Source organism: Micromonospora sagamiensis (assembly GCF_014680085.1).
Lineage (GTDB): Bacteria > Actinomycetota > Actinomycetes > Mycobacteriales > Micromonosporaceae > Micromonospora > Micromonospora inyonensis.
In genome coordinates this window covers 6,469,271-6,486,326 of record NZ_AP023438.1, presented here as the reverse complement: position 1 = coordinate 6,486,326, position 17,056 = coordinate 6,469,271, and the positions used below count along the sequence as shown (strand labels likewise).

Below are 17,056 nucleotides of genomic sequence, written 5' to 3'. Positions count from 1 at the left end.
GTGTGCGGGTGCCGTGACGGTGCTCGTACCCCCTGGCCCCATTTCCCCCTGGGGTGCCGGGGTGTCGACCCCCTGATGGGAGTTCCCCCATGAACACGAACACGATGGATCTGTCGATGCTGCGTAAGGGTGTGCTGGGTGTGGCCGGTGTGGCGTTCGCCGCCGGTGTGGTCGCCGGTCCGGTCGCTGCGGCGACGGTGGAGTCCCCGGCGCAGGCCGCCCCGGTGGCGGTGGCGGTGCAGGGCGACAAGCCGGACACGGGCAGGTTGATGCCGCATGGTGTGCGGGGTGAGCAGTCCCGGATTCCTCTGGATGCCGAGCAGACCGGCAACGTGAAGGCGATCATCGCGGCGACGAAGAAGGCCGGCATGGACGAGCGGGCCGCCGTGGTCGCGATCGCCACCAGCTTGCAGGAGTCGAAGCTGGAGAACCTGGGTCATCTGGGTGACCGCAACGACCACGACTCGCAGGGCCTGTTCCAGCAGCGCCCGTCGAGCGGGTGGGGCACGGTCGAACAGATCACCGACCCGGAGTACTCCACCACCGCGTTCCTCAAGGGCCTGAAGCAGGTCGACGGGTGGCAGGACATGCCCCTGACGAAGGCCGCCCAGACCGTGCAGGTGTCGGCGTACCCCGACCACTACGCCCAGTGGGAGACCCAGGCCGCCGACCTGGTCGCCGAGCACTGGACCAGCTGACCCACACGTTGGGCCGGCACCCCGAACCCGGGGTGCCGGCCCACACGCGTCTCCGGTGGCTTGGCTATCCCGAGCCTGCCACCTATCTTCCTAGGATGCCTTACGGGTGGTGCCGTCGCCCACACGGAGAAAACCCACCCGCACCGGGTCGCCGGACCAGCCCGGTTGCCCTAGGGTCGGCAGAGAAGCGTGACGGAGGGGAGGTGGCGGTCGGTGGGACTGCGAACCTTCCTGGAAGGCTGGCCGGTGTACCGGCAGCTCACCGGCACCGATCCGCTCGGTCGGGGAGCCGCCGCCCAGTCGGCCCGTTCCCGGGCGCTCACCCCGCGTACCGAGACGGCCGACCGGGTGGCCCGGTCGGTGTGTCCGTACTGCGCGGTGGGATGCGGTCAGCGGGTGTTCGTCAAGGACGGGCAGGTGACCCAGATCGAGGGTGACCCGGACAGCCCGATCTCACGGGGACGGTTGTGCCCGAAGGGTTCGGCCAGCAGGTCGCTGGTGACCAGCCCGCTGCGGCAGACCAAGGTCCGGTACCGGCGTCCGTACGGCACCGAGTGGGAGGACCTGGAACTCGACACCGCGTTGGACATGATCGCCGACCGGATCCTCGCCGCGCGTGCCGAGACGTGGGAGGACGCCGACGCCGAGGGGCGCCCGTTGAACCGGACGCTGGGCATCTCCAGCCTGGGCGGGGCGACGCTGGACAACGAGGAGAACTACCTCATCAAGAAGTTGTTCACCGCGATGGGGGCGCTCCAGATCGAGAACCAGGCGCGTATTTGACACTCCGCCACCGTCCCCGGTCTGGGGGCCAGCTTCGGTCGCGGTGGTGCGACGGATTTCCAGCAGGACGTCGCCAACGCTGACGTCATCGTCATCCAGGGCTCGAACATGGCCGAGGCCCACCCGGTGGGTTTCCAGTGGGTGATGGAGGCGAAGCGGCGGGGCGCGCGGGTGTTCCACGTCGATCCCCGGTTCACCCGGACCAGTGCGCTCGCGGACACGTACCTGCCGATCCGGGCGGGGACGGACATCGCGCTGCTCGGTGGGGTGGTCCGGTACATCCTGGAGAACGAGCTGGACTTCCGGGAGTACGTGTTGGCGTACACCAACGCGGCGACGATCGTCAGTGCGGACTTCGTCGATGCCGAGGACGGTGACGGGTTCTTCTCCGGGTTCGATCCGGAGACCGCCTGCTATGTGCAGGACAGCTGGCAGTACGCCGGGCACGAGGGCGACTCGGGTGCGGGGCACACCGGCGGCGAGCGGGACAGTGCGGCGGGGCTCCAGCACGAGGCGCACGGCGCGCGGGTGCACGGTCAGGTCCAGCGGGACGAGACGTTGCGGCATCCGCGCTGCGTGTACCAGATCCTGCGGCGGCACTTCGCGCGGTACACGCCGGAGATGGTGGAGCGGGTCTGCGGTATTCCGCAGGAGCGGTTCCTGGAGTTGGCGCGGGCGTGGACGGAGAACTCGGGTCGGGAGCGGACCGGGTGTCTGATCTATTCGGTGGGGTGGACGCAGCACAGCGTGGGGGTGCAGTACATCCGGACCGGGGCGATCATCCAGTTGTTGCTGGGGAACGTGGGTCGTCCGGGTGGTGGGGTGCTGGCGTTGCGGGGGCACGCGAGTATCCAGGGGTCGACGGACATTCCGACGTTGTTCAATCTGTTGCCGGGTTATCTGCCGATGCCGCGGCACGACGTGCATGTGACGTTCGACGACTGGGTGCGGAGCATGGCGCATCCGGGGCAGAAGGGGTTCTGGGGTAACGCGCGGGCGTACGCGGCGAGTTTGTTGAAGGCGTACTGGGGGGACGCGGCGACGCCGGAGAACGACTTCTGTTACGGGTACCTGCCGCGGCTGACTGGTGACCATGGGACGTACCAGCAGGTGTTGAACATGATCGACGGGAAGGTGAAGGGGTACTTCCTGTTGGGTCAGAATCCGGCGGTGGGTTCGGCGCACGGGCGGGCGCAGCGGTTGGGGATGGCGAATCTGGACTGGTTGGTGGTCCGGGATCTGTTCATGATCGAGAGTGCGACGTTCTGGCGGAACGGTCCGGAGGTGGAGACCGGGGAGATCGTGCCGGAGGAGTGCCGGACGGAGGTGTTCTTCCTGCCGGCGGCGTCGCATGTGGAGAAGGAGGGCACGTTCACCCAGACGCAGCGGTTGTTGCAGTGGCGGGAGAAGGCGGTGGATCCGCCGGGTGACTGCCGGTCGGAGTTGTGGTTCTTCTACCACCTGGGGCGGAGGCTGCGGGAGAAGCTGGCCGGCTCGACGTTGCCCCGGGACCGGGCGTTGCTGGATTTGACCTGGGATTATCCGACGCACGGTCCGGATGGGGAGCCGAGTGCGGAGGCGGTGCTGCGGGAGATCAACGGCTACGAGGTGGGGTCGGGTCGGTTGTTGTCGTCGTTCGCGGAGGCGGCGGATGACGGGTCGACGGCGGTGGGTTGCTGGATCTACAGCGGGGTGTTCGCCGACGGGGTGAACCAGGCGGCGCGGCGGCGGTCGCGGCACGAGCAGGACTGGGTGGCGGCCGAGTGGGGTTGGGCGTGGCCGGCGAATCGGCGGACGTTGTACAACCGGGCTTCGGCGGATCCGGAGGGTCGGCCGTGGAGTGAGCGGAAGCGGTACGTCTGGTGGGACGCGGAGGCGGGGGAGTGGACGGGGTACGACGTGCCGGACTTCGAGCGGACGAAGCCGCCGTCGTATCGGCCGCCGGAGGGTGCGAGTGGTACGGCGGGGATCGCGGGTGATGATCCGTTCGTGATGCAGGGTGACGGTAAGGGGTGGTTGTACGCGCCGAGTGGGGTGGTGGATGGGCCGTTGCCGACGCATTTCGAGCCGGCGGAGTCGCCGGTGCGGAATGCGTTGTACGGGCAGCAGGCGAATCCGATGCGGAAGGTGTACGGGCATCCGGTGAATTCGGTGAATCCGTCGCCGCCGGAGGCGCATGCGGGGGTGTTTCCGTATGTGTTCACGGTGAGCCGGTTGACGGAGCATCACACGGCGGGTGGGATGAGCCGGACGGTGGGGCCGTTGGCGGAGTTGCAGCCGGAGATGTTCGTGGAGGTGTCGCCGGAGTTGGCGGCCGAGCGGGGGCTGGCGCATCTGGGGTGGGCGCATCTGGTGTCGGGGCGGGCGGTGATCGAGGCGCGGGTGTTGGTGACGGATCGGTTGACGCCGTTGCGGGTGGAGGGCCGGGTGGTGCACCAGGTGTGGTTGCCGTATCACTTCGGTTCGGAGGGCCTGGTGACGGGGGATTCGGCGAACGACCTGTTCGGGATCACGTTGGATCCGAATGTGCTGATCCAGGAGAGCAAGGTCGGTACGTGTGACGTGCGGGCGGGGCGGCGGCCGAGGGGTGCGGCGTTGCGGGGCCTGGTGGAGGAGTACCGGCGGCGGGCGGGGTTGACGTCGGAGGCCGTGGTCGCGGACGGGGAGTGTGATGGTTGACGGGAACAGCCTGTTCGGGCCGGTGGATCCGGCGTCGGATGCGGGTTGGACGGACGCTCCGCCGCGGATGGGTTTCTTCACCGATACGAGCGTGTGTATCGGGTGCAAGGCGTGTGAGGTGGCCTGCAAGGAGTGGAACGGGGTGCCGGGGTCGGGTTTCGATCTGCTGGGTTTGTCGTATGACAACACGGGGGCGTTGACGGCGAACTCGTGGCGGCATGTGGCGTTCGTGGAGCAGCCGGGGCGGGTGGGCGGTGAGGGTCTTCCGGCTGGGCCGCACGGCGGGTCGTCGGGTTCGGCGTCGGCGGCGGGGCACGGGTCGGCGGGTGGGCCGCAGTTCCTGGGGATGCCGGGTTCGCAGCCGCCGGGGCGGGCCGGTGCGGGTGGGGGGCGGTCGGATTTCCGCTGGTTGATGATGTCGGACGTGTGTAAGCACTGCACTCATGCGGCGTGTCTGGACGTGTGTCCGACGGGGTCGTTGTTCCGGACGGAGTTCGGGACGGTGGTGGTGCAGGAGGACATCTGCAACGGGTGTGGGTACTGCGTTCCGGCGTGTCCGTACGGGGTGATCGATCAGCGTCGGGGTGATGGTCGGGCGTGGAAGTGCACGTTGTGTTACGACCGGGTGGGTGCGGGGGCGGTGCCGGCGTGTGCGCAGGCGTGTCCGACGGAGTCGATCCAGTACGGGCCGTTGGAGGAGTTGCGGGGGCGGGCGGCGGCGCGGGTGGCGGTGTTGCACGAGCGGGGGGTGCCGGAGGCGCGGTTGTACGGGCACGATCCGGGTGACGGGGTGGGTGGTGATGGTGCGTTCTTCCTGTTGCTGGATGAGCCGGAGGTGTATGGCCTGCCGCCGGATCCGGTGGTGACGACGCGGGATCTGCCGCGGATGTGGGGGCGGGCGGGGGTGGCGGCGTTGGCGATGGCGGCGGCGGTGGTGGCGGCGTTCGTGGGGCGTTCGTCGTGACCGGGGTGTCGCGGGGTGGTAGCCGGTCCGGGGGCGGTGTGGAGGGGCGGTCGGTGGGGGCGTTGTTCCGGCGGTTCCGGGAGCGGGTGGTCGACGGGGATGGGGTGGGTCCGGCGCCGGTGGGGGGTGGTCGGGGGCGGCGGGGCGGTGAGGAGGTGGCGGTGCCGCCGGTGGAGTTCACCTCGTACTACGGGCGGCCGATCGTGAAGGCGCCGGTGTGGCGGTGGGACATTCCGGCGTATCTGTTCACCGGGGGGTTGGCGGCGGGGTCGTCGTTGCTGGCGGTGGGGGGTCAGGTGACGGGCCGGCCGGTGTTGCGGCGGGCGGGTCGGTTGGTGGCGTTGGGTGCGGTGGGGGCGAGCGCGGTTTTTCTGGTGCACGATCTGGGTCGGCCGGAGCGGTTCCATCACATGTTGCGGGTGGCGAAGGTGACGTCGCCGATGTCGGTGGGGACGTGGATCCTGGCGGTGTTCGGGCCGGCGGCGGGGGTGGCGGCGGTGGCGGAGGCCGCGTCGTGGTTGCCGTCGCGTGGGGTGTGGCGGTTGGCGCGTGGGGTGTTGCCGCCGGTGGGTCGGGGTGCCGGGTGGGTGGCGGCGGTGACGGCGCCGGCGTTGGCGACGTACACGGGGGTGTTGTTGGCGAACACGGCGGTGCCGTCGTGGCATGAGGCGTATCCGGAGTTGCCGGTGGTTTTCGCGGGGAGCGCGTTGGCCAGTGGCGCGGGGGTGGGGTTGTTGGCGGCGCCGGTGGGTCAGGCGGGTCCGGCGCGGCGGTTGGCGGTGGCGGGTGCGGCGTTGGAGTTGGTGGGCGCGCATCGGGTGGAGACGCGGTTGGGGTTGTTGAGTGAGCCGTACCGGGTGGGTGTGGCGGGCCGGTTGCTGCGGGCGGGGCGGGCGTTGACCGCGGTGGGGGTGGTGGGGGCGTTGCTGGGGCGGCGGTCTCGGGTGGTGTCGGCGGTGTCGGGGGCTGCGCTGGTGGCGGCGTCGGTGGCGACGCGGTTCGGGATCTTCCATGGTGGGGTGGCGTCGGCGCGGGATCCGAAGTACACGGTGGTGCCGCAGCGGGAGCGGTTGGCGCGGCGGGCGGCGGGCGGGTAGGCGACCTTGCCGCGTGGCCGGTGGGGTGTTTGTGGTTTAGTGCGGGTGGAGGCGTTCAGGCGGCTGGTGCCCCTCCCGGTCTTCAAAACCGGTGTGGTCCGGGATCCGGGCCAGGCGGGTTCGATTCCCGTCCGTCTCCGTCAGCGTGCGCGGGGGTCGGGTGGTGGGTGTGGGGGTGGACGATCCGCGGCGGCGGGTGCCGCGTACGGATGTGGTGCTGGCGGATCCTCGGGTGGCCGCGGCGGTCGGGGTGTGGGGCCGGGAGCGGGTCAAGGCGGCGGTGGTCGCCGCGCAGCAGCGGGCCCGGGTCGGTGAGATCGCGCCGGAGGAGGTGCCGGCGGTGGCGGTGGCGTCGTTGCCGGTGGGTGTGCCGCGGCGGGTGGTGAACGCGACCGGGGTGGTGCTGCACACGAATCTGGGCCGGGCGGCGTTGGGTGCGCCGGCGGTGGAGGCGGTGGTGGCCGCGGCGGGGCACACGGACGTGGAGTTGGATCTGCGGACGGGTCGGCGGGCGCGGCGGGGCCGGGACGCGGTGGAGGCGTTGGCGGCGGCGGTGCCGGCGGCCGGGGCGGTGCATGTGGTGAACAACGGTGCGGCGGCGTTGGTGTTGGCGGCGACGGCGTTGGCGGCGGGCCGGGAGATCGTGGTCAGCCGGGGTGAGCTGGTGGAGATCGGTGACGGGTTCCGGTTGCCGGATCTGCTGGTGAGTACGGGGGCGCGGTTGCGGGAGGTGGGGACCACCAACCGGACGTCGGTGGCGGACTACGCGGCGGCGGTGGGCCCGGAGACGGGTTTCGTGTTGAAGGTGCATCCGTCGAATTTCGTGGTGTCGGGGTTCACGGCGTCGGTGCCGGTGGCGGAGCTGGTGTCGTTGGGTGCGCCGGTGGTGGTGGACATCGGGTCGGGGTTGTTGGCGCCGGATCCGTTGTTGCCGGCGGAGCCGGACGCGGCGTCCGCGTTGCGGGCGGGGGCGGCGTTGGTGACGGCCAGTGGGGACAAGTTGTTGGGTGGGCCGCAGGCGGGTTTGTTGTGGGGTGCGGTCGAGGTGGTGGAGCGGCTGCGGCGGCATCCGTTGGCGCGGGCGTTGCGGGTGGACAAGTTGACGTTGGCGGCGTTGGCGGCGACGGTGCGGGATCCGGTGACGCCGACGTGGCGGGCGTTGCGGGCGGACGCGGGGGAGCTGCGGGTGCGGGCGGTCCGGTTGCGGGACCGGTTGCTGGCCGGGGGGTGTCCGGCCGAGGTGGTGTCGTGCGTGTCGGTGGTCGGTGGGGGTGGTGCTCCGGGGGTGGAGTTGCCGTCGTGGGCGGTGGCGTTGCCGGAGGGGTTCGCGGAGCCGTTGCGGGTGGGTGATCCGCCGGTGCTGGGTCGGGTGGTGCGGGGCCGGTTGTTGTTGGATCTGCGGTGTGTGCCGGGGTCGGCGGACGAGGTGCTGTGGGCTGCGGTGGCGCGGGTGGCCGGCTGACATGTTCGTGGTGGCGACGGCCGGGCACGTGGATCACGGCAAGTCGACGTTGGTGCGGGCGTTGACGGGGATGGAGCCGGACCGGTGGGCCGAGGAGCGGCGCCGGGGCATGACGATCGATCTGGGTTTCGCGTGGACGTCGTTGCCGTCGGGGGCGACGGTGGCGTTCGTGGACGTGCCGGGGCATGAGCGGTTCGTGCCGAACATGCTGGCCGGGGTGGGGCCGGTGCCGGCGGCGTTGCTGGTGGTGGCGGCGGACGAGGGGTGGATGCCGCAGTCGGCGGAGCATCTGGCGGTGTTGGACGCGCTGGGGGTGGCGTACGGGTTGGTGGCGGTGACCCGTGCGGATCTGGCGGATCCGGGTGTGGTGGTGGCGCGGGTGCGTGCGGAGGTGGCCGGTACGTCGTTGGGTGCGGTGGAGGTGGTGCCGGTCAGTGCGGTGACCGGGGTGGGGTTGCCGGAGTTGCGGGCGGCGTTGGACCGGTTGGGGGGACGGTTGCCGGCGCCGGTGGTGGACGCGCCGGTGCGGCTGTGGGTGGATCGGTGTTTCACGGTGCGGGGCAGTGGCACGGTGGTGACGGGCACGCTCGGGGCGGGGCGGCTGCGGGTCGGTGACGAGTTGGAGGTGTCCGCGGACGGCTCTCGGGTGCGGGTGCGGGGTCTGCACCGGCTGGGGGTGGCCGGGGACGAGGTGTCGGCGGTGTCGCGGGTGGCGGTGAACCTGCGGGGGGTGGCGCGGGAGCGGGTGGCGCGGGGGGACGCGTTGGTGTCGCCGGGCGGGTTCGGTCGGGTCGATGTGGTGGACGTGCGGGTTGCCGGGGAGCCGGTGGCGGGGCTGCCGGGGTCGGTGATGCTGCACGTCGGGTCGGCGGCGGTGCCGGTGCGGGTGCGGCCGTTGGGGCGGGACACGGCGCGGTTGCGGTTGGCCCGGCCGGTGCCGTTGCGGGTGGGGGACCGGGCGGTGCTGCGGGATCCGGGGCGGCGGTTGGTGGCCGGTGGGGTGACGGTGCTGGATGTGGCGCCGCCGCCGTTGGCGCGTCGGGGTGCGGCGGCGGCGCGGGCGCGGGTGTTGGCGGGTCTGGACGGGCGGGCCGATGCGGTGGGGGAGGTGCGGCGGCGGGGGTTGGTGCGGGCGTCGGACCTGGCGCGGATGGGGGTGCCGTCGGCGGTGGCGCCGGTGGTGGGGGACTGGCTGGTCGACCCGGAGCGCTGGGCCGGGTGGGGTGCGCGGCTGGTGGCGGAGGTGTCCCGGTACGCGGGGGAGCATCCGTTGGAGCCGGGGGTGCCGGTGGAGGTGCTGCGGCAGCGGTTGGGGTTGCCGGACCGGTCGTTGGTGGAGGCGCTGGTGCGGGCTCCGCTGCGGGTGCACGGCGGTCGGGTGGGTGTGGGGCCGGTGTCGGGGTTGCCGGAGCCGGTGGTGCGGGCGGTGGACCGGTTGCGGGGGGAGTTGCGGTCGCGGCCGTTCCGGGCGCCGGAGGCGGACCGGCTTGCCGCGTTGGGCTTGGGGCCGCGGGAGGTCGGGGCGGCGGTGCGGGCGGGGGTGCTGCTGCGGTTGGCGGGGAACGTGGTGTTGCTGCCGGGGGCGGTGGAGGAGGCGGTGCGGGTGTTGGCGGGGTTACCGCAGCCGTTCACGCTCAGTGCGGCCCGGCAGGCGTTGGACACGACCCGTCGGGTGGCGGTGCCGTTGTTGGAGTTGTTGGACAGTCGGGGTGTGACGCGCCGGTGGCCGGGGGACACGCGGTCGGTGGTGGCGCGCTGACCGGCGGGTCGGGTTGGTCGATTCCCGGGGTGGGTGGCCGGGGCCGGTGGTTACGGTGGGCGCATGGACCCTTCGGCGGTCTGGCGGGACCGGCTGCACCGGTGGCGGATCGAGGCGTATCGGGTTCCTGATCTGCGGTTCGCGATCGTGGCGACGAACGGGCCGACCGAGTCGGCGCCGGTGTGGTTGTTCGGGATGTCGGCGTTGGCGCGCTGGTTGATGACCCATTCGATCGAGTTGGACGACCTGGTGCGGGACTGACCGGCTGCGGCGCGGACCGGAGGTTGGCGGGTGGGGGGTCTGCTGGGGCAGGTGGCGCTGGTGGTGGTGCTGGTGCTGGTCAACGCCGCGCTGGCGGGCAGTGAGATGGCGTTGGTGTCGTTGCGGGAGGGCCAGTTGCGGCGGCTGGCGCAGGCCGGGGGGCGGGGTGCCCGCCTGGCGCGGCTGGCCCGGGATCCGAACCGGTATCTGGCGACGATCCAGTTGGGTATCACCCTTGCGGGTTTCCTGGCGTCGGCTGCGGCGGCGGTGTCGTTGGCGCGTCCGCTGGTGGGTCCGTTGGGGTTTCTGGGGCGTGCGGCGGAGCCGGTGGCGGTGGTGGCGGTGACGATGGTGTTGACGTTCGTCACGCTGGTGGTGGGGGAGTTGGCGCCGAAGCGGCTGGCGATGCAGCGGGCGGAGCGGTGGGGGCTGCGGGGTGCGGTGGTGGTGGACGCGGTGGCGTGGGTGGCGCGGCCGGCGGTGTGGTTGTTGAGTGTGGCCACCGACGCGGTGGTGCGGGTGGTGGGTGGGGATCCGCGGGCGCGGCGGGAGGAGGTGTCCGAGGAGGAGTTGCGGGAGATGCTGGTCAGCCAGCGTGGCCTGTCGGCGCAGCAGCGGGAGATCCTCACCGGGGCGTTCGACATCGCCGGTCGGACGGTGCGGCAGGTGCTGGTGGCCCGGCGGGACGTGACGGTGCTGCCGGGTGGCCTGTCGCCGGGGGAGGGGATGCGCCGGTTGGCGGAGGCGGGCCGGTCGCGGGCGCCGGTGGTCGGTGGTGGCGGGTTGGACGACGTGGTGGGGGTGGTGCACATCCGGGATCTGGTGGGGGCGGGTGCGTCGACGGTGGCGGGTCGGGCCCGGCCGCCGTTGCTGCTGCCGGGGTCGGTGCCGGTGTCGGAGGCGATGCGCCGGTTGCGGGTGGAGCGGGAGCGGTTGGCGTTGGTGGTCGACGAGTGGGGTGGCGTCGACGGGATCGTCACGATGGAGGACCTGCTGGAGGAGGTCGTCGGGGAGTTGTACGACGAGACGGACCGGGATGTGCGGGCGGTGGTGCGGGAACCGGACGGGGCGTTGCTGCTGCCGGGTGATTTTCCGTTGCACGACCTGCCGGACGTGGGGGTGGCGGTGGGGTTCGCGGTGTCGGGGGAGTACACGACGGTGGCGGGTCTGGTGCTCGCCGGTCTGGGTTACGTGCCCCGGGGGGTGGGGGAGACGGTGTGCCTGCCGGGGTTGACGGTGCAGGTGGTGCGGGTGGTGGACCGGGCGGTGCGGCAGGTGCGGGTGCGGCCGGCGGCGGACGGGTCGTCGGGTTGCCGGGACGGTGCCGGTCCGTTCCGGGCGGCGCCCCGCCGGGTGGCGCCGGTCGCGCCGGAGGATGCTCCGCCGGGTCGCCGCCACCCGGACGAATGACCCCCGACGATATGCACTTTCTGTGGCTTTTCGGCGGTTTAGTGTCGGTGGGGTGAAGGACCGAGGACTGCGCAGTTTCGTCACCGTGCTGACCGGCCTGGTGGTGCTCTACTTCGGCAGCGCGGGCCGGGATCCGGGCGAGGACGGCCGGGTCTCCAACGGGGTGATCGTCCTGGCGTTGGCCGCCGCGCTGCTGGTGTGGAACCTGACCAGGCCGGGCGACTCCGCGGCCAAGTGAGCCGTCACCGGCCGTCACCGGCCGGCCGCGCCACCCACCGGCCCCGTGCCGTCACCGGCCGCCGGTGGCCGCCCTCGTCACCTCGGCGGCGGACTCCTCACCGAGGGCCACCCGCACCAGCGCGGAGGTGAGCCGACCGACGTCGGCCGGGGCGACCAGCGCCGCCAGGTCCTTCGCCGACCCGGGCAGGTCCAGCCGGGCCGCGCCCGCCAGGGCCCGCCGGTCGGCGAAGGGCCGCACGTCCGCCCACACCGTCTGCACCTCCCGCAGGAAGATATCCGCGCCGGTGGGGCCGATCCCCGGGAACGCGGTGAGCAGCCGCCGCAACCCTGCCGGGTCGCCGCCGGCGGCGGCGTGCAGCCGCCGCAGGTCGCCCCGCCACCGGTCCAGGCACAGCCGCGCCCCGGTGCCGAGCATCGTGGCGGTCCGTTCGTCGTAGCGGCGGTAGTGGCCGCGGCCCAACGCGTCGACCCGGTCCTGCCAGGCGGCGGCCTCCATCCGCTGCGGGGTCCGCAGGCCGGCGGCGAACAGTTCCCGGGCGGCGGCCACCGCCACCTGCGCCCGGATCCGGGTGCTCAACAGGGTGGCCAGCACCAGCAGCTGGTACAGGGCGGCGGGCTGGTCGGTCAGGCGGATCCCGGCCTGCTCGGCGTAGGTGTGCGGCTGGCGGCGCAGCAGGGTGCGCGCCACCGCGCGTTCGTCGCTCACCGGCGGGATGTACCCCCGGCGCCGCCGATCAGCCCCGCCCGGCGGGGTCGATCCGTCACCCGGCGGGGATCCCCGCCGGCCGCGGTGACCGTGGGTGGGACGGTCGCATGGGCCCGCCGGGCCCGGGTAACCGGCCGGTGGCGGCATCCCGCCGTGTACCAGCCGACGAGTGAGGAGAACAGCCGTGTCCAACCCACAGCAGCCGGAGTTGCGGCGCAACGCCCGTAACGACGCGGTGCAGGACGCCAAGGGTCCCGGCGTGGCCGGGCACCCGCAGGGCGGTTCCCGCACCGGCGACCGGGGCCGACCGGTGCCGCGCGGGCAGACCTCACCGTACGGGCCGGCCGGCGAGCCGGTCGCCGACGACGAGAGCGACGCGCGGGGCTAACCCCGGCAGGGCGGCCGCAGCCGGTACCAGGTGGCGGCGGCCGCCGCCCCGTACGCCAGGTGCGGCACGATGTCGGCCAGCCAGTCGGTGCGGCTCCACCGGCGGGGGTCGGTCACGCCCACGGCGGTCATCGTCGCGTCGGACAGCGCCATCACGGCCGCGCCGAGCAGCCCCACGGCCAGCGGCGGCGCCAGCAGGCGGCGGTGGGTCGCCACCGCGAACACCGCGCCGACGCCGACGCCGAGCCCGTAGCCGAGCAGCGGCCCGAGGCCGGCGCGGCGGTTGGCGGCCGGCTCACCCGTACCCAGGTCGAGGTGGGCGGTGTCGGCCAGCCGGCCGGCGGTCTTGTCCGGGGTGCTGCTGGCCGGGCGGCCCCGGACCGTCATGTCCAGGTAGCTGACCATGTTCAGCGCGGCACTGCCGACCGCGCCCGCGAGCATCCCGTCGACTGCCACGCCGGTCATCGGGGATCACCCGGTTCCCGCTCGGCCTTCGGGCCGTAGGTGCGGTCGCCGCGCACGACGCCCCGCTGTCCCCGGTCCTCCCGCAGGATCCGGTTGGCGACGTCGTTGGCTTCGTCGTCGGCGGCCCGCCCCGAGTTCTCGACCAGCTTGCGCAGTCGGGCCCGTTCCTTGTCGTACGCGTTGCTGCCCGGTCGTGGTCCCGGCATGCCTGCCGCCTCCCTGTGCGTCGTCGTGGCCGTTGGCGTACGCCGTGTACCCGCCGCGTCCCCGGCCATGCCGTCGGGGCGCGGCGGGCGGATCGGCGTGCCGGCGGCGGCCGTCCGGTCACGCACCGACCGGCCGGCGACCGGGACGGGTCAGTGCGGGCCCCGGACCACGGCCACCGGGCAGTCGCTGTGGTGCAGCACCGACTGGCTCACCGAGCCGAGCAGCAGGCCGGTCAGTTCACCCCGGCCCCGCGCGCCGACCACCAGCAGTTGCGCCCGGCGGGACGCCTCGGTCAACGCCGGACCGGGTTTGGCGTGGACCACCTGCCCGGTCACCGGCACCTGCGGATACCGGTCGGCCAGCCCGGCGAGGGACTCGGCGAGCAGCCGCTCCTCCTCGCCGCGTAGGGCCCCCTCCTGGTGCACGAGGGGTTGCATGTCGCCGGGCCCGGTGGACGCCGGATGCCGGTAGGCGTGCACGGCCAGCAGCCCGGTGTCCCGCCACGCCGCCTGCTCGGCGGCGACCTGCACGGCCAGCCGGGACAGGTCGGAGCCGTCCACCCCGACGACCACCGGGCCGGTCGTCCGGTCGGTGCCCCGGGCCACCAGCACCGGGCAGTCGGCGTACGCGGCGACCTGGATCGCCACCGACCCGACCAGCAGCGAGGTGAACCCGCCCAGGCCCCGGTCGCCGACGACGACCGAGGAGGCGGTGAGGGACTCGCCGAGCAGCACCGCGGCGGCACCACCGTCGATGATCTCCCCGGTGACGGGCAGGTCCGCCACGGTGGCCCGGGCCTCGTCGACGGCCTCGTCGACGATCCGGTGGGCCTGCTGCCGCAGTCCGCTGCCCGGTGGCCCGCCGGCCGGTGGGGCGCCGCTGACGTGCAGCAGCGGCCAGATGTACGCGTGCACCACGCGCAGCGGCCGCTGTCGCCGGTCGGCCTCCACGGCGGCCAGGCGCACCGCGCGCAACGCCTGCGGGGAGCCGTCCACCCCGACCACCACCGCCGCGCCGTCCGCCGAGTTCACCGCCGTGGCCCCTTCCGCGCGTCGTCCGACCCGCCTGCCTCGGCCCAGTATCGCGGCCGGGGCCGCCGTGCCGTGGCGATACCGGTCAGGACACCGGTCGGTACGCTGTCGACGATCACAGTGGAGGGGACGAGACGATGGCCGAGCCGACCGCACCGAGCACCGCCCGGATGATCGACTTCTGGCTCGGCGGGAGCGACCACTTCCCGGTCGACGTGGCCGCCGCGCACGCCTTCGAGCAGGCGTACGGGCCGTGCGCGCCGGTGTTCCGGTCGTTGCGGGCGTTCCTCGGCCGGGCGGTGCGGCACATCGCCGACGCCGGCGTGGACTCCTTCCTCGTTTTCGGCGCGGGCGTGCCGACGTGCGGCAACGTCCACGAGGTGGTGCCGGAGGCGACCGTCCTCTACACCGACGTGGACCCGGTGGCCGTCGAGATCGGCCAGCGGATGCTCGCCGGCCACGACCGGGTGGGCTACGGCTTCGCCGACGCCACCGACGTCGGCGGCATCGACCCGGCGCTGCGGCGGCGGTTCCTGCCCGGCTGGGGCGACCGGCCGGTGGGGCTGGTCTTCCTCGGGCTGGCCGCGTTCCTCGACGACGACACCCTGGCCCGCACCCTCGACGACCTGTACGAGGCGGTGGCGCCGGGCAGCCGGCTCGCCGTCGACTTCGACACCGAGGAACTCGCCGGATATCCGCAGGCCCTGGCGATGATGGGTCCGGCGTTCCGGATGCGACCGCCGGAGTCGTTCGCCCGGCTGCTGGGGCGCTGGCAGCCGACCGCCGACGGGATCGTGCCGGTGGCCCGGTGGCGTCCGGACGGCACCGGCGAGGCGGTGCCGGACGCGTTCTACGGGGCGGTGGCGGTCAAACCCGCCGGGTGACCACCGCGGGCGAGGCGCCCGCGGCGTCCTCCGTATGCTTGCTTGCCATAGAGCAACAGTTTTCGGAGGAATCCATGCCGCAGGCGCCCGCATCGGTGTCCCGCGCGTTACGCCAGGCTTCACCCGACCGGTTGGTGGAGGCCGCCGACCGGGTCATCCGCTCGTCGACCGGCGCCCTGCGAACGGACGTCTTCATCGCCGACTACCGCATCACCGGCCTGTGGCCGGTGCTCGACCCGACGCTGCCCGACGCCGGATCACTGCTCGACAGGGGCGGCGCCCAGCGGTGTTTCCGCAGTCAGCAGCCGGTGCTCGACGACGCCGGGAACGGGCGCTGCCAGTTGTGGCTGCCGCTGACGGCGTGGGGTGAGCGGCTCGGGGTGCTGCTGGTGGAGGTGGCCGGGCACCCGGACCGCGACCTGCTCGGCTGGGTCGGGGAGGTCGCCGGGGACCTGGCGGTGGCGCTGCGCGCCGCCGACCGGGAGACCGACCGGTACCGCCGGGCGCGGCGACGGGAGCGGCTGACCCTGGCCGCCGAGATGCAGTGGGACCTGCTACCCGGGCGCAGCCTCAGCCACACCGCGTTCCTCCTGGCCGGGCAGCTCGAACCGGCGTACTCCGTCGGCGGCGACCACTTCGACTGGTCGTTGGACGCCGACCGGTTGACCGTGACGGTGCTCAACGGCACGGGCAGCGGCCTGCCGGCCGCGCTGCTGACCTCGATCACCGTCAACGCGATGCGTAACGCCCGCCGTTCCGGCGGGAGCCTGGTGGAGCAGGCCGAGCTGGCCTCCGACACGATCTTCTACCAGCATCGGGGCGGCCGGCACGTGGCCACCCTGCTGCTGGAGGTGGACGTGCCCTCCGGGCGGGTACGGGCCGTCGACGCCGGGTCGCCGCACCTGCTGCGGGCCCGGGCCGGTGCGGTGCAGCGGATCCCGCTGGACCAGCAGATGCCACTGGGCATGTTCCCCGACACCCGCTACGAGGTGCAGGAGTTCGACCTGGAACCGGGGGACCGGCTGTTCGCGGTCAGCGACGGGGTCTACGCGGCCGACCCGACCGGCACCGAGTCGTACGGGCGGCGGGCGATGGCGCGGGCCATGCGATCGACACGGCTGCAACCGGCGGCCGAGGCGGTTGGTACGGTGATGCGCGAACTGCACGCCTACCACGCTGACGCCGATCTGCGCGATGATGCGGTGGTCGTGTGCCTCGACTGGCGGGGAATACCGCGCCGGGACGGGCGGGAGCAGTAGCCGTACGTCCGGGGACGACCCGGTCGGGACAATCGCAGGGGACATCGGGTGGAGCGACCTCCGAATCTGGCCGCGGCGGTCGAGGCTGCGGCCGGGGCTCTCGTCGGTGTGCTGGAGTCGGCCGCGTCCCGGCACAGTGTGTCGGTGCCACCGACCCAGCTCCGCGTGCTGTCCATCATCACCGAACGGCCGGGCACCAACGTCAACCGGTTGGCCGAGCTGCTGGACGTCGTACCGTCGTCGGCGAGCCGGCTCTGCGACCGGCTGGAGGCGACCGGGTTGGTGCGTCGGGTGCCCGACCCCCGGGACCGCCGTGAGGTCCACCTGGTGCCCACCGCCGCGGCGGAGAACCTGCTGCGGGAGATCAAGGAACGCCGGCACCGGGCGGTGCAGGCGGTGTTGGACCGGATGCCGAACCGGGCGCAGCACGAGCTGCTGCTGGCCCTGCTGGCGTTCGGGCAGGCCGCGGCCCTCGGCGAGCCGGTCCCCGCGCAGCGCGACAAGGCCGCCCGTACGGCCTGAGGCGGCACCGGGCCACCCTGTCATCCTAGGACGACCCACGGAACGTGCCGTCGCACCCACCCGGTGGGCACGACCACACCCGGCTCCAACGACCGGCACCACGGCCAGGAGACGGGAGCCGGATATAGTGGCACCGCGAATCGACGGCCCATGATCACCACGACCACGGGTCGGGGTTCGCGTCAGCGCCCCGACACGGGGCAGAGGGTGCCGGCGACCGCCGGCCCGGCAGCGCGCACGTC

At 73.1% G+C, this 17,056-nt stretch carries 17 protein-coding genes and 1 tRNA gene; 14 read left to right on the top strand and 4 right to left on the bottom strand.

Annotated features, from left to right (window positions below; all coding sequences use genetic code 11):
* Nucleotides 1-104 precede the first annotated feature (104 nt).
* The 10 genes from IGA62_RS27840 (at nucleotide 105) to IGA62_RS27795 (ending at nucleotide 11,351) form a co-directional block, all read left to right on the top strand.
* Entirely contained in the window at nucleotides 105-698 is a 594-nt protein-coding gene (locus tag IGA62_RS27840) for a hypothetical protein (RefSeq protein ID WP_145821964.1), read from the top strand.
* Nucleotides 699-911: 213 nt separating this feature from the next.
* Complete coding sequence (gene fdh, locus IGA62_RS27835) at nucleotides 912-4,160, top strand: formate dehydrogenase (protein ID WP_190289225.1); 3,249 nt, start codon at nucleotides 912-914, stop codon at nucleotides 4,158-4,160.
* Nucleotides 4,153-5,124 carry a 4Fe-4S dicluster domain-containing protein gene (locus IGA62_RS27830; RefSeq protein WP_145817883.1) on the top strand — a complete coding sequence of 324 codons (972 nt, stop codon included), beginning with the start codon at nucleotides 4,153-4,155 and terminating at the stop codon, nucleotides 5,122-5,124. The genes fdh and IGA62_RS27830 overlap by 8 nt, the downstream gene beginning before the upstream one ends.
* 104 nt (nucleotides 5,125-5,228) lie before the next feature.
* Nucleotides 5,229-6,221 carry an NrfD/PsrC family molybdoenzyme membrane anchor subunit gene (gene nrfD / locus IGA62_RS27825; protein WP_232625156.1) on the top strand — a complete coding sequence of 331 codons (993 nt, stop codon included), beginning with the start codon at nucleotides 5,229-5,231 and terminating at the stop codon, nucleotides 6,219-6,221.
* A 47-nt stretch (nucleotides 6,222-6,268) separates the two neighbouring features.
* Nucleotides 6,269-6,361, top strand: a tRNA-Sec gene (locus IGA62_RS27820).
* A 35-nt stretch (nucleotides 6,362-6,396) separates the two neighbouring features.
* Complete coding sequence (gene selA, locus IGA62_RS27815; protein WP_377464303.1) at nucleotides 6,397-7,683, top strand: L-seryl-tRNA(Sec) selenium transferase; 1,287 nt, start codon at nucleotides 6,397-6,399, stop codon at nucleotides 7,681-7,683.
* A gap of 1 nt (nucleotide 7,684) precedes the next feature.
* The gene (gene selB, locus IGA62_RS27810) at nucleotides 7,685-9,442 is read left to right on the top strand and encodes a selenocysteine-specific translation elongation factor (RefSeq protein WP_190289224.1); all 1,758 of its coding nucleotides are present in this window, start codon (nucleotides 7,685-7,687) and stop codon (nucleotides 9,440-9,442) included.
* Between the two features lie 63 nt (nucleotides 9,443-9,505).
* Nucleotides 9,506-9,703, top strand: coding sequence for a hypothetical protein (locus IGA62_RS27805; RefSeq protein ID WP_145817887.1), 198 nt, complete (start codon nucleotides 9,506-9,508; stop codon nucleotides 9,701-9,703).
* Between the two features lie 30 nt (nucleotides 9,704-9,733).
* Entirely contained in the window at nucleotides 9,734-11,113 is a 1,380-nt protein-coding gene (locus tag IGA62_RS27800; protein ID WP_186499835.1) for a hemolysin family protein, read from the top strand.
* A 52-nt stretch (nucleotides 11,114-11,165) separates the two neighbouring features.
* Complete coding sequence (locus IGA62_RS27795) at nucleotides 11,166-11,351, top strand: hypothetical protein (RefSeq protein WP_145817889.1); 186 nt, start codon at nucleotides 11,166-11,168, stop codon at nucleotides 11,349-11,351.
* 51 nt (nucleotides 11,352-11,402) lie between these two features.
* Here IGA62_RS27795 and IGA62_RS27790 read toward each other — a convergent pair whose 3' ends face one another.
* The gene (locus IGA62_RS27790; RefSeq protein WP_145817892.1) at nucleotides 11,403-12,059 is read right to left on the bottom strand and encodes a hypothetical protein; all 657 of its coding nucleotides are present in this window, start codon (nucleotides 12,057-12,059) and stop codon (nucleotides 11,403-11,405) included.
* 184 nt (nucleotides 12,060-12,243) lie between these two features.
* Between IGA62_RS27790 and IGA62_RS27785 the strand changes: the two genes are divergently transcribed.
* The gene (locus tag IGA62_RS27785) at nucleotides 12,244-12,447 is read left to right on the top strand and encodes a hypothetical protein (RefSeq protein ID WP_145817894.1); all 204 of its coding nucleotides are present in this window, start codon (nucleotides 12,244-12,246) and stop codon (nucleotides 12,445-12,447) included.
* Here the strand turns inward: IGA62_RS27785 and IGA62_RS27780 are convergent.
* From IGA62_RS27780 to IGA62_RS27770, 3 genes are all read right to left on the bottom strand, one after another.
* Nucleotides 12,444-12,911, bottom strand: coding sequence for a hypothetical protein (locus IGA62_RS27780; RefSeq protein ID WP_145817896.1), 468 nt, complete (start codon nucleotides 12,909-12,911; stop codon nucleotides 12,444-12,446). The two genes, IGA62_RS27785 and IGA62_RS27780, sit on opposite strands and share 4 nt — an antisense overlap.
* A complete protein-coding gene (locus tag IGA62_RS27775) occupies nucleotides 12,908-13,117 on the bottom strand; it encodes a phosphatidylethanolamine-binding protein (RefSeq protein WP_091461589.1) in 210 nt (69 codons plus the stop codon). Before IGA62_RS27775 ends, IGA62_RS27780 begins: the two co-directional genes overlap by 4 nt.
* A gap of 150 nt (nucleotides 13,118-13,267) precedes the next feature.
* Nucleotides 13,268-14,149, bottom strand: a complete 882-nt coding sequence (locus tag IGA62_RS27770; RefSeq protein WP_145817898.1) for a universal stress protein — start codon at nucleotides 14,147-14,149, stop codon at nucleotides 13,268-13,270.
* 137 nt (nucleotides 14,150-14,286) lie between these two features.
* Between IGA62_RS27770 and IGA62_RS27765 the strand changes: the two genes are divergently transcribed.
* From IGA62_RS27765 to IGA62_RS27755, 3 genes are all read left to right on the top strand, one after another.
* Entirely contained in the window at nucleotides 14,287-15,033 is a 747-nt protein-coding gene (locus tag IGA62_RS27765) for an SAM-dependent methyltransferase (RefSeq protein ID WP_145817900.1), read from the top strand.
* Nucleotides 15,034-15,107: 74 nt separating this feature from the next.
* On the top strand, nucleotides 15,108-16,292 hold the full coding sequence (locus IGA62_RS27760; RefSeq protein ID WP_145817902.1) for a PP2C family protein-serine/threonine phosphatase: 1,185 nt from the start codon (nucleotides 15,108-15,110) through the stop codon (nucleotides 16,290-16,292).
* A gap of 48 nt (nucleotides 16,293-16,340) precedes the next feature.
* A complete protein-coding gene (locus IGA62_RS27755) occupies nucleotides 16,341-16,814 on the top strand; it encodes a MarR family transcriptional regulator (RefSeq protein ID WP_145817904.1) in 474 nt (157 codons plus the stop codon).
* Nucleotides 16,815-17,056 lie beyond the last annotated feature (242 nt).

Coding starts and splice junctions, on each gene's coding strand:
- IGA62_RS27775 (WP_091461589.1), bottom strand. CDS start 13,117: ATGCCGGGACCACGACCGGGCAGCAACGCGTACGACAAGGAACGGGCC.
- IGA62_RS27805 (WP_145817887.1), top strand. CDS start 9,506: ATGGACCCTTCGGCGGTCTGGCGGGACCGGCTGCACCGGTGGCGGATC.
- IGA62_RS27840 (WP_145821964.1), top strand. CDS start 105: ATGGATCTGTCGATGCTGCGTAAGGGTGTGCTGGGTGTGGCCGGTGTG.
- selB (WP_190289224.1), top strand. CDS start 7,685: ATGTTCGTGGTGGCGACGGCCGGGCACGTGGATCACGGCAAGTCGACG.
- IGA62_RS27765 (WP_145817900.1), top strand. CDS start 14,287: ATGGCCGAGCCGACCGCACCGAGCACCGCCCGGATGATCGACTTCTGG.
- IGA62_RS27830 (WP_145817883.1), top strand. CDS start 4,153: ATGGTTGACGGGAACAGCCTGTTCGGGCCGGTGGATCCGGCGTCGGAT.
- IGA62_RS27760 (WP_145817902.1), top strand. CDS start 15,108: ATGCCGCAGGCGCCCGCATCGGTGTCCCGCGCGTTACGCCAGGCTTCA.
- IGA62_RS27780 (WP_145817896.1), bottom strand. CDS start 12,911: ATGACCGGCGTGGCAGTCGACGGGATGCTCGCGGGCGCGGTCGGCAGT.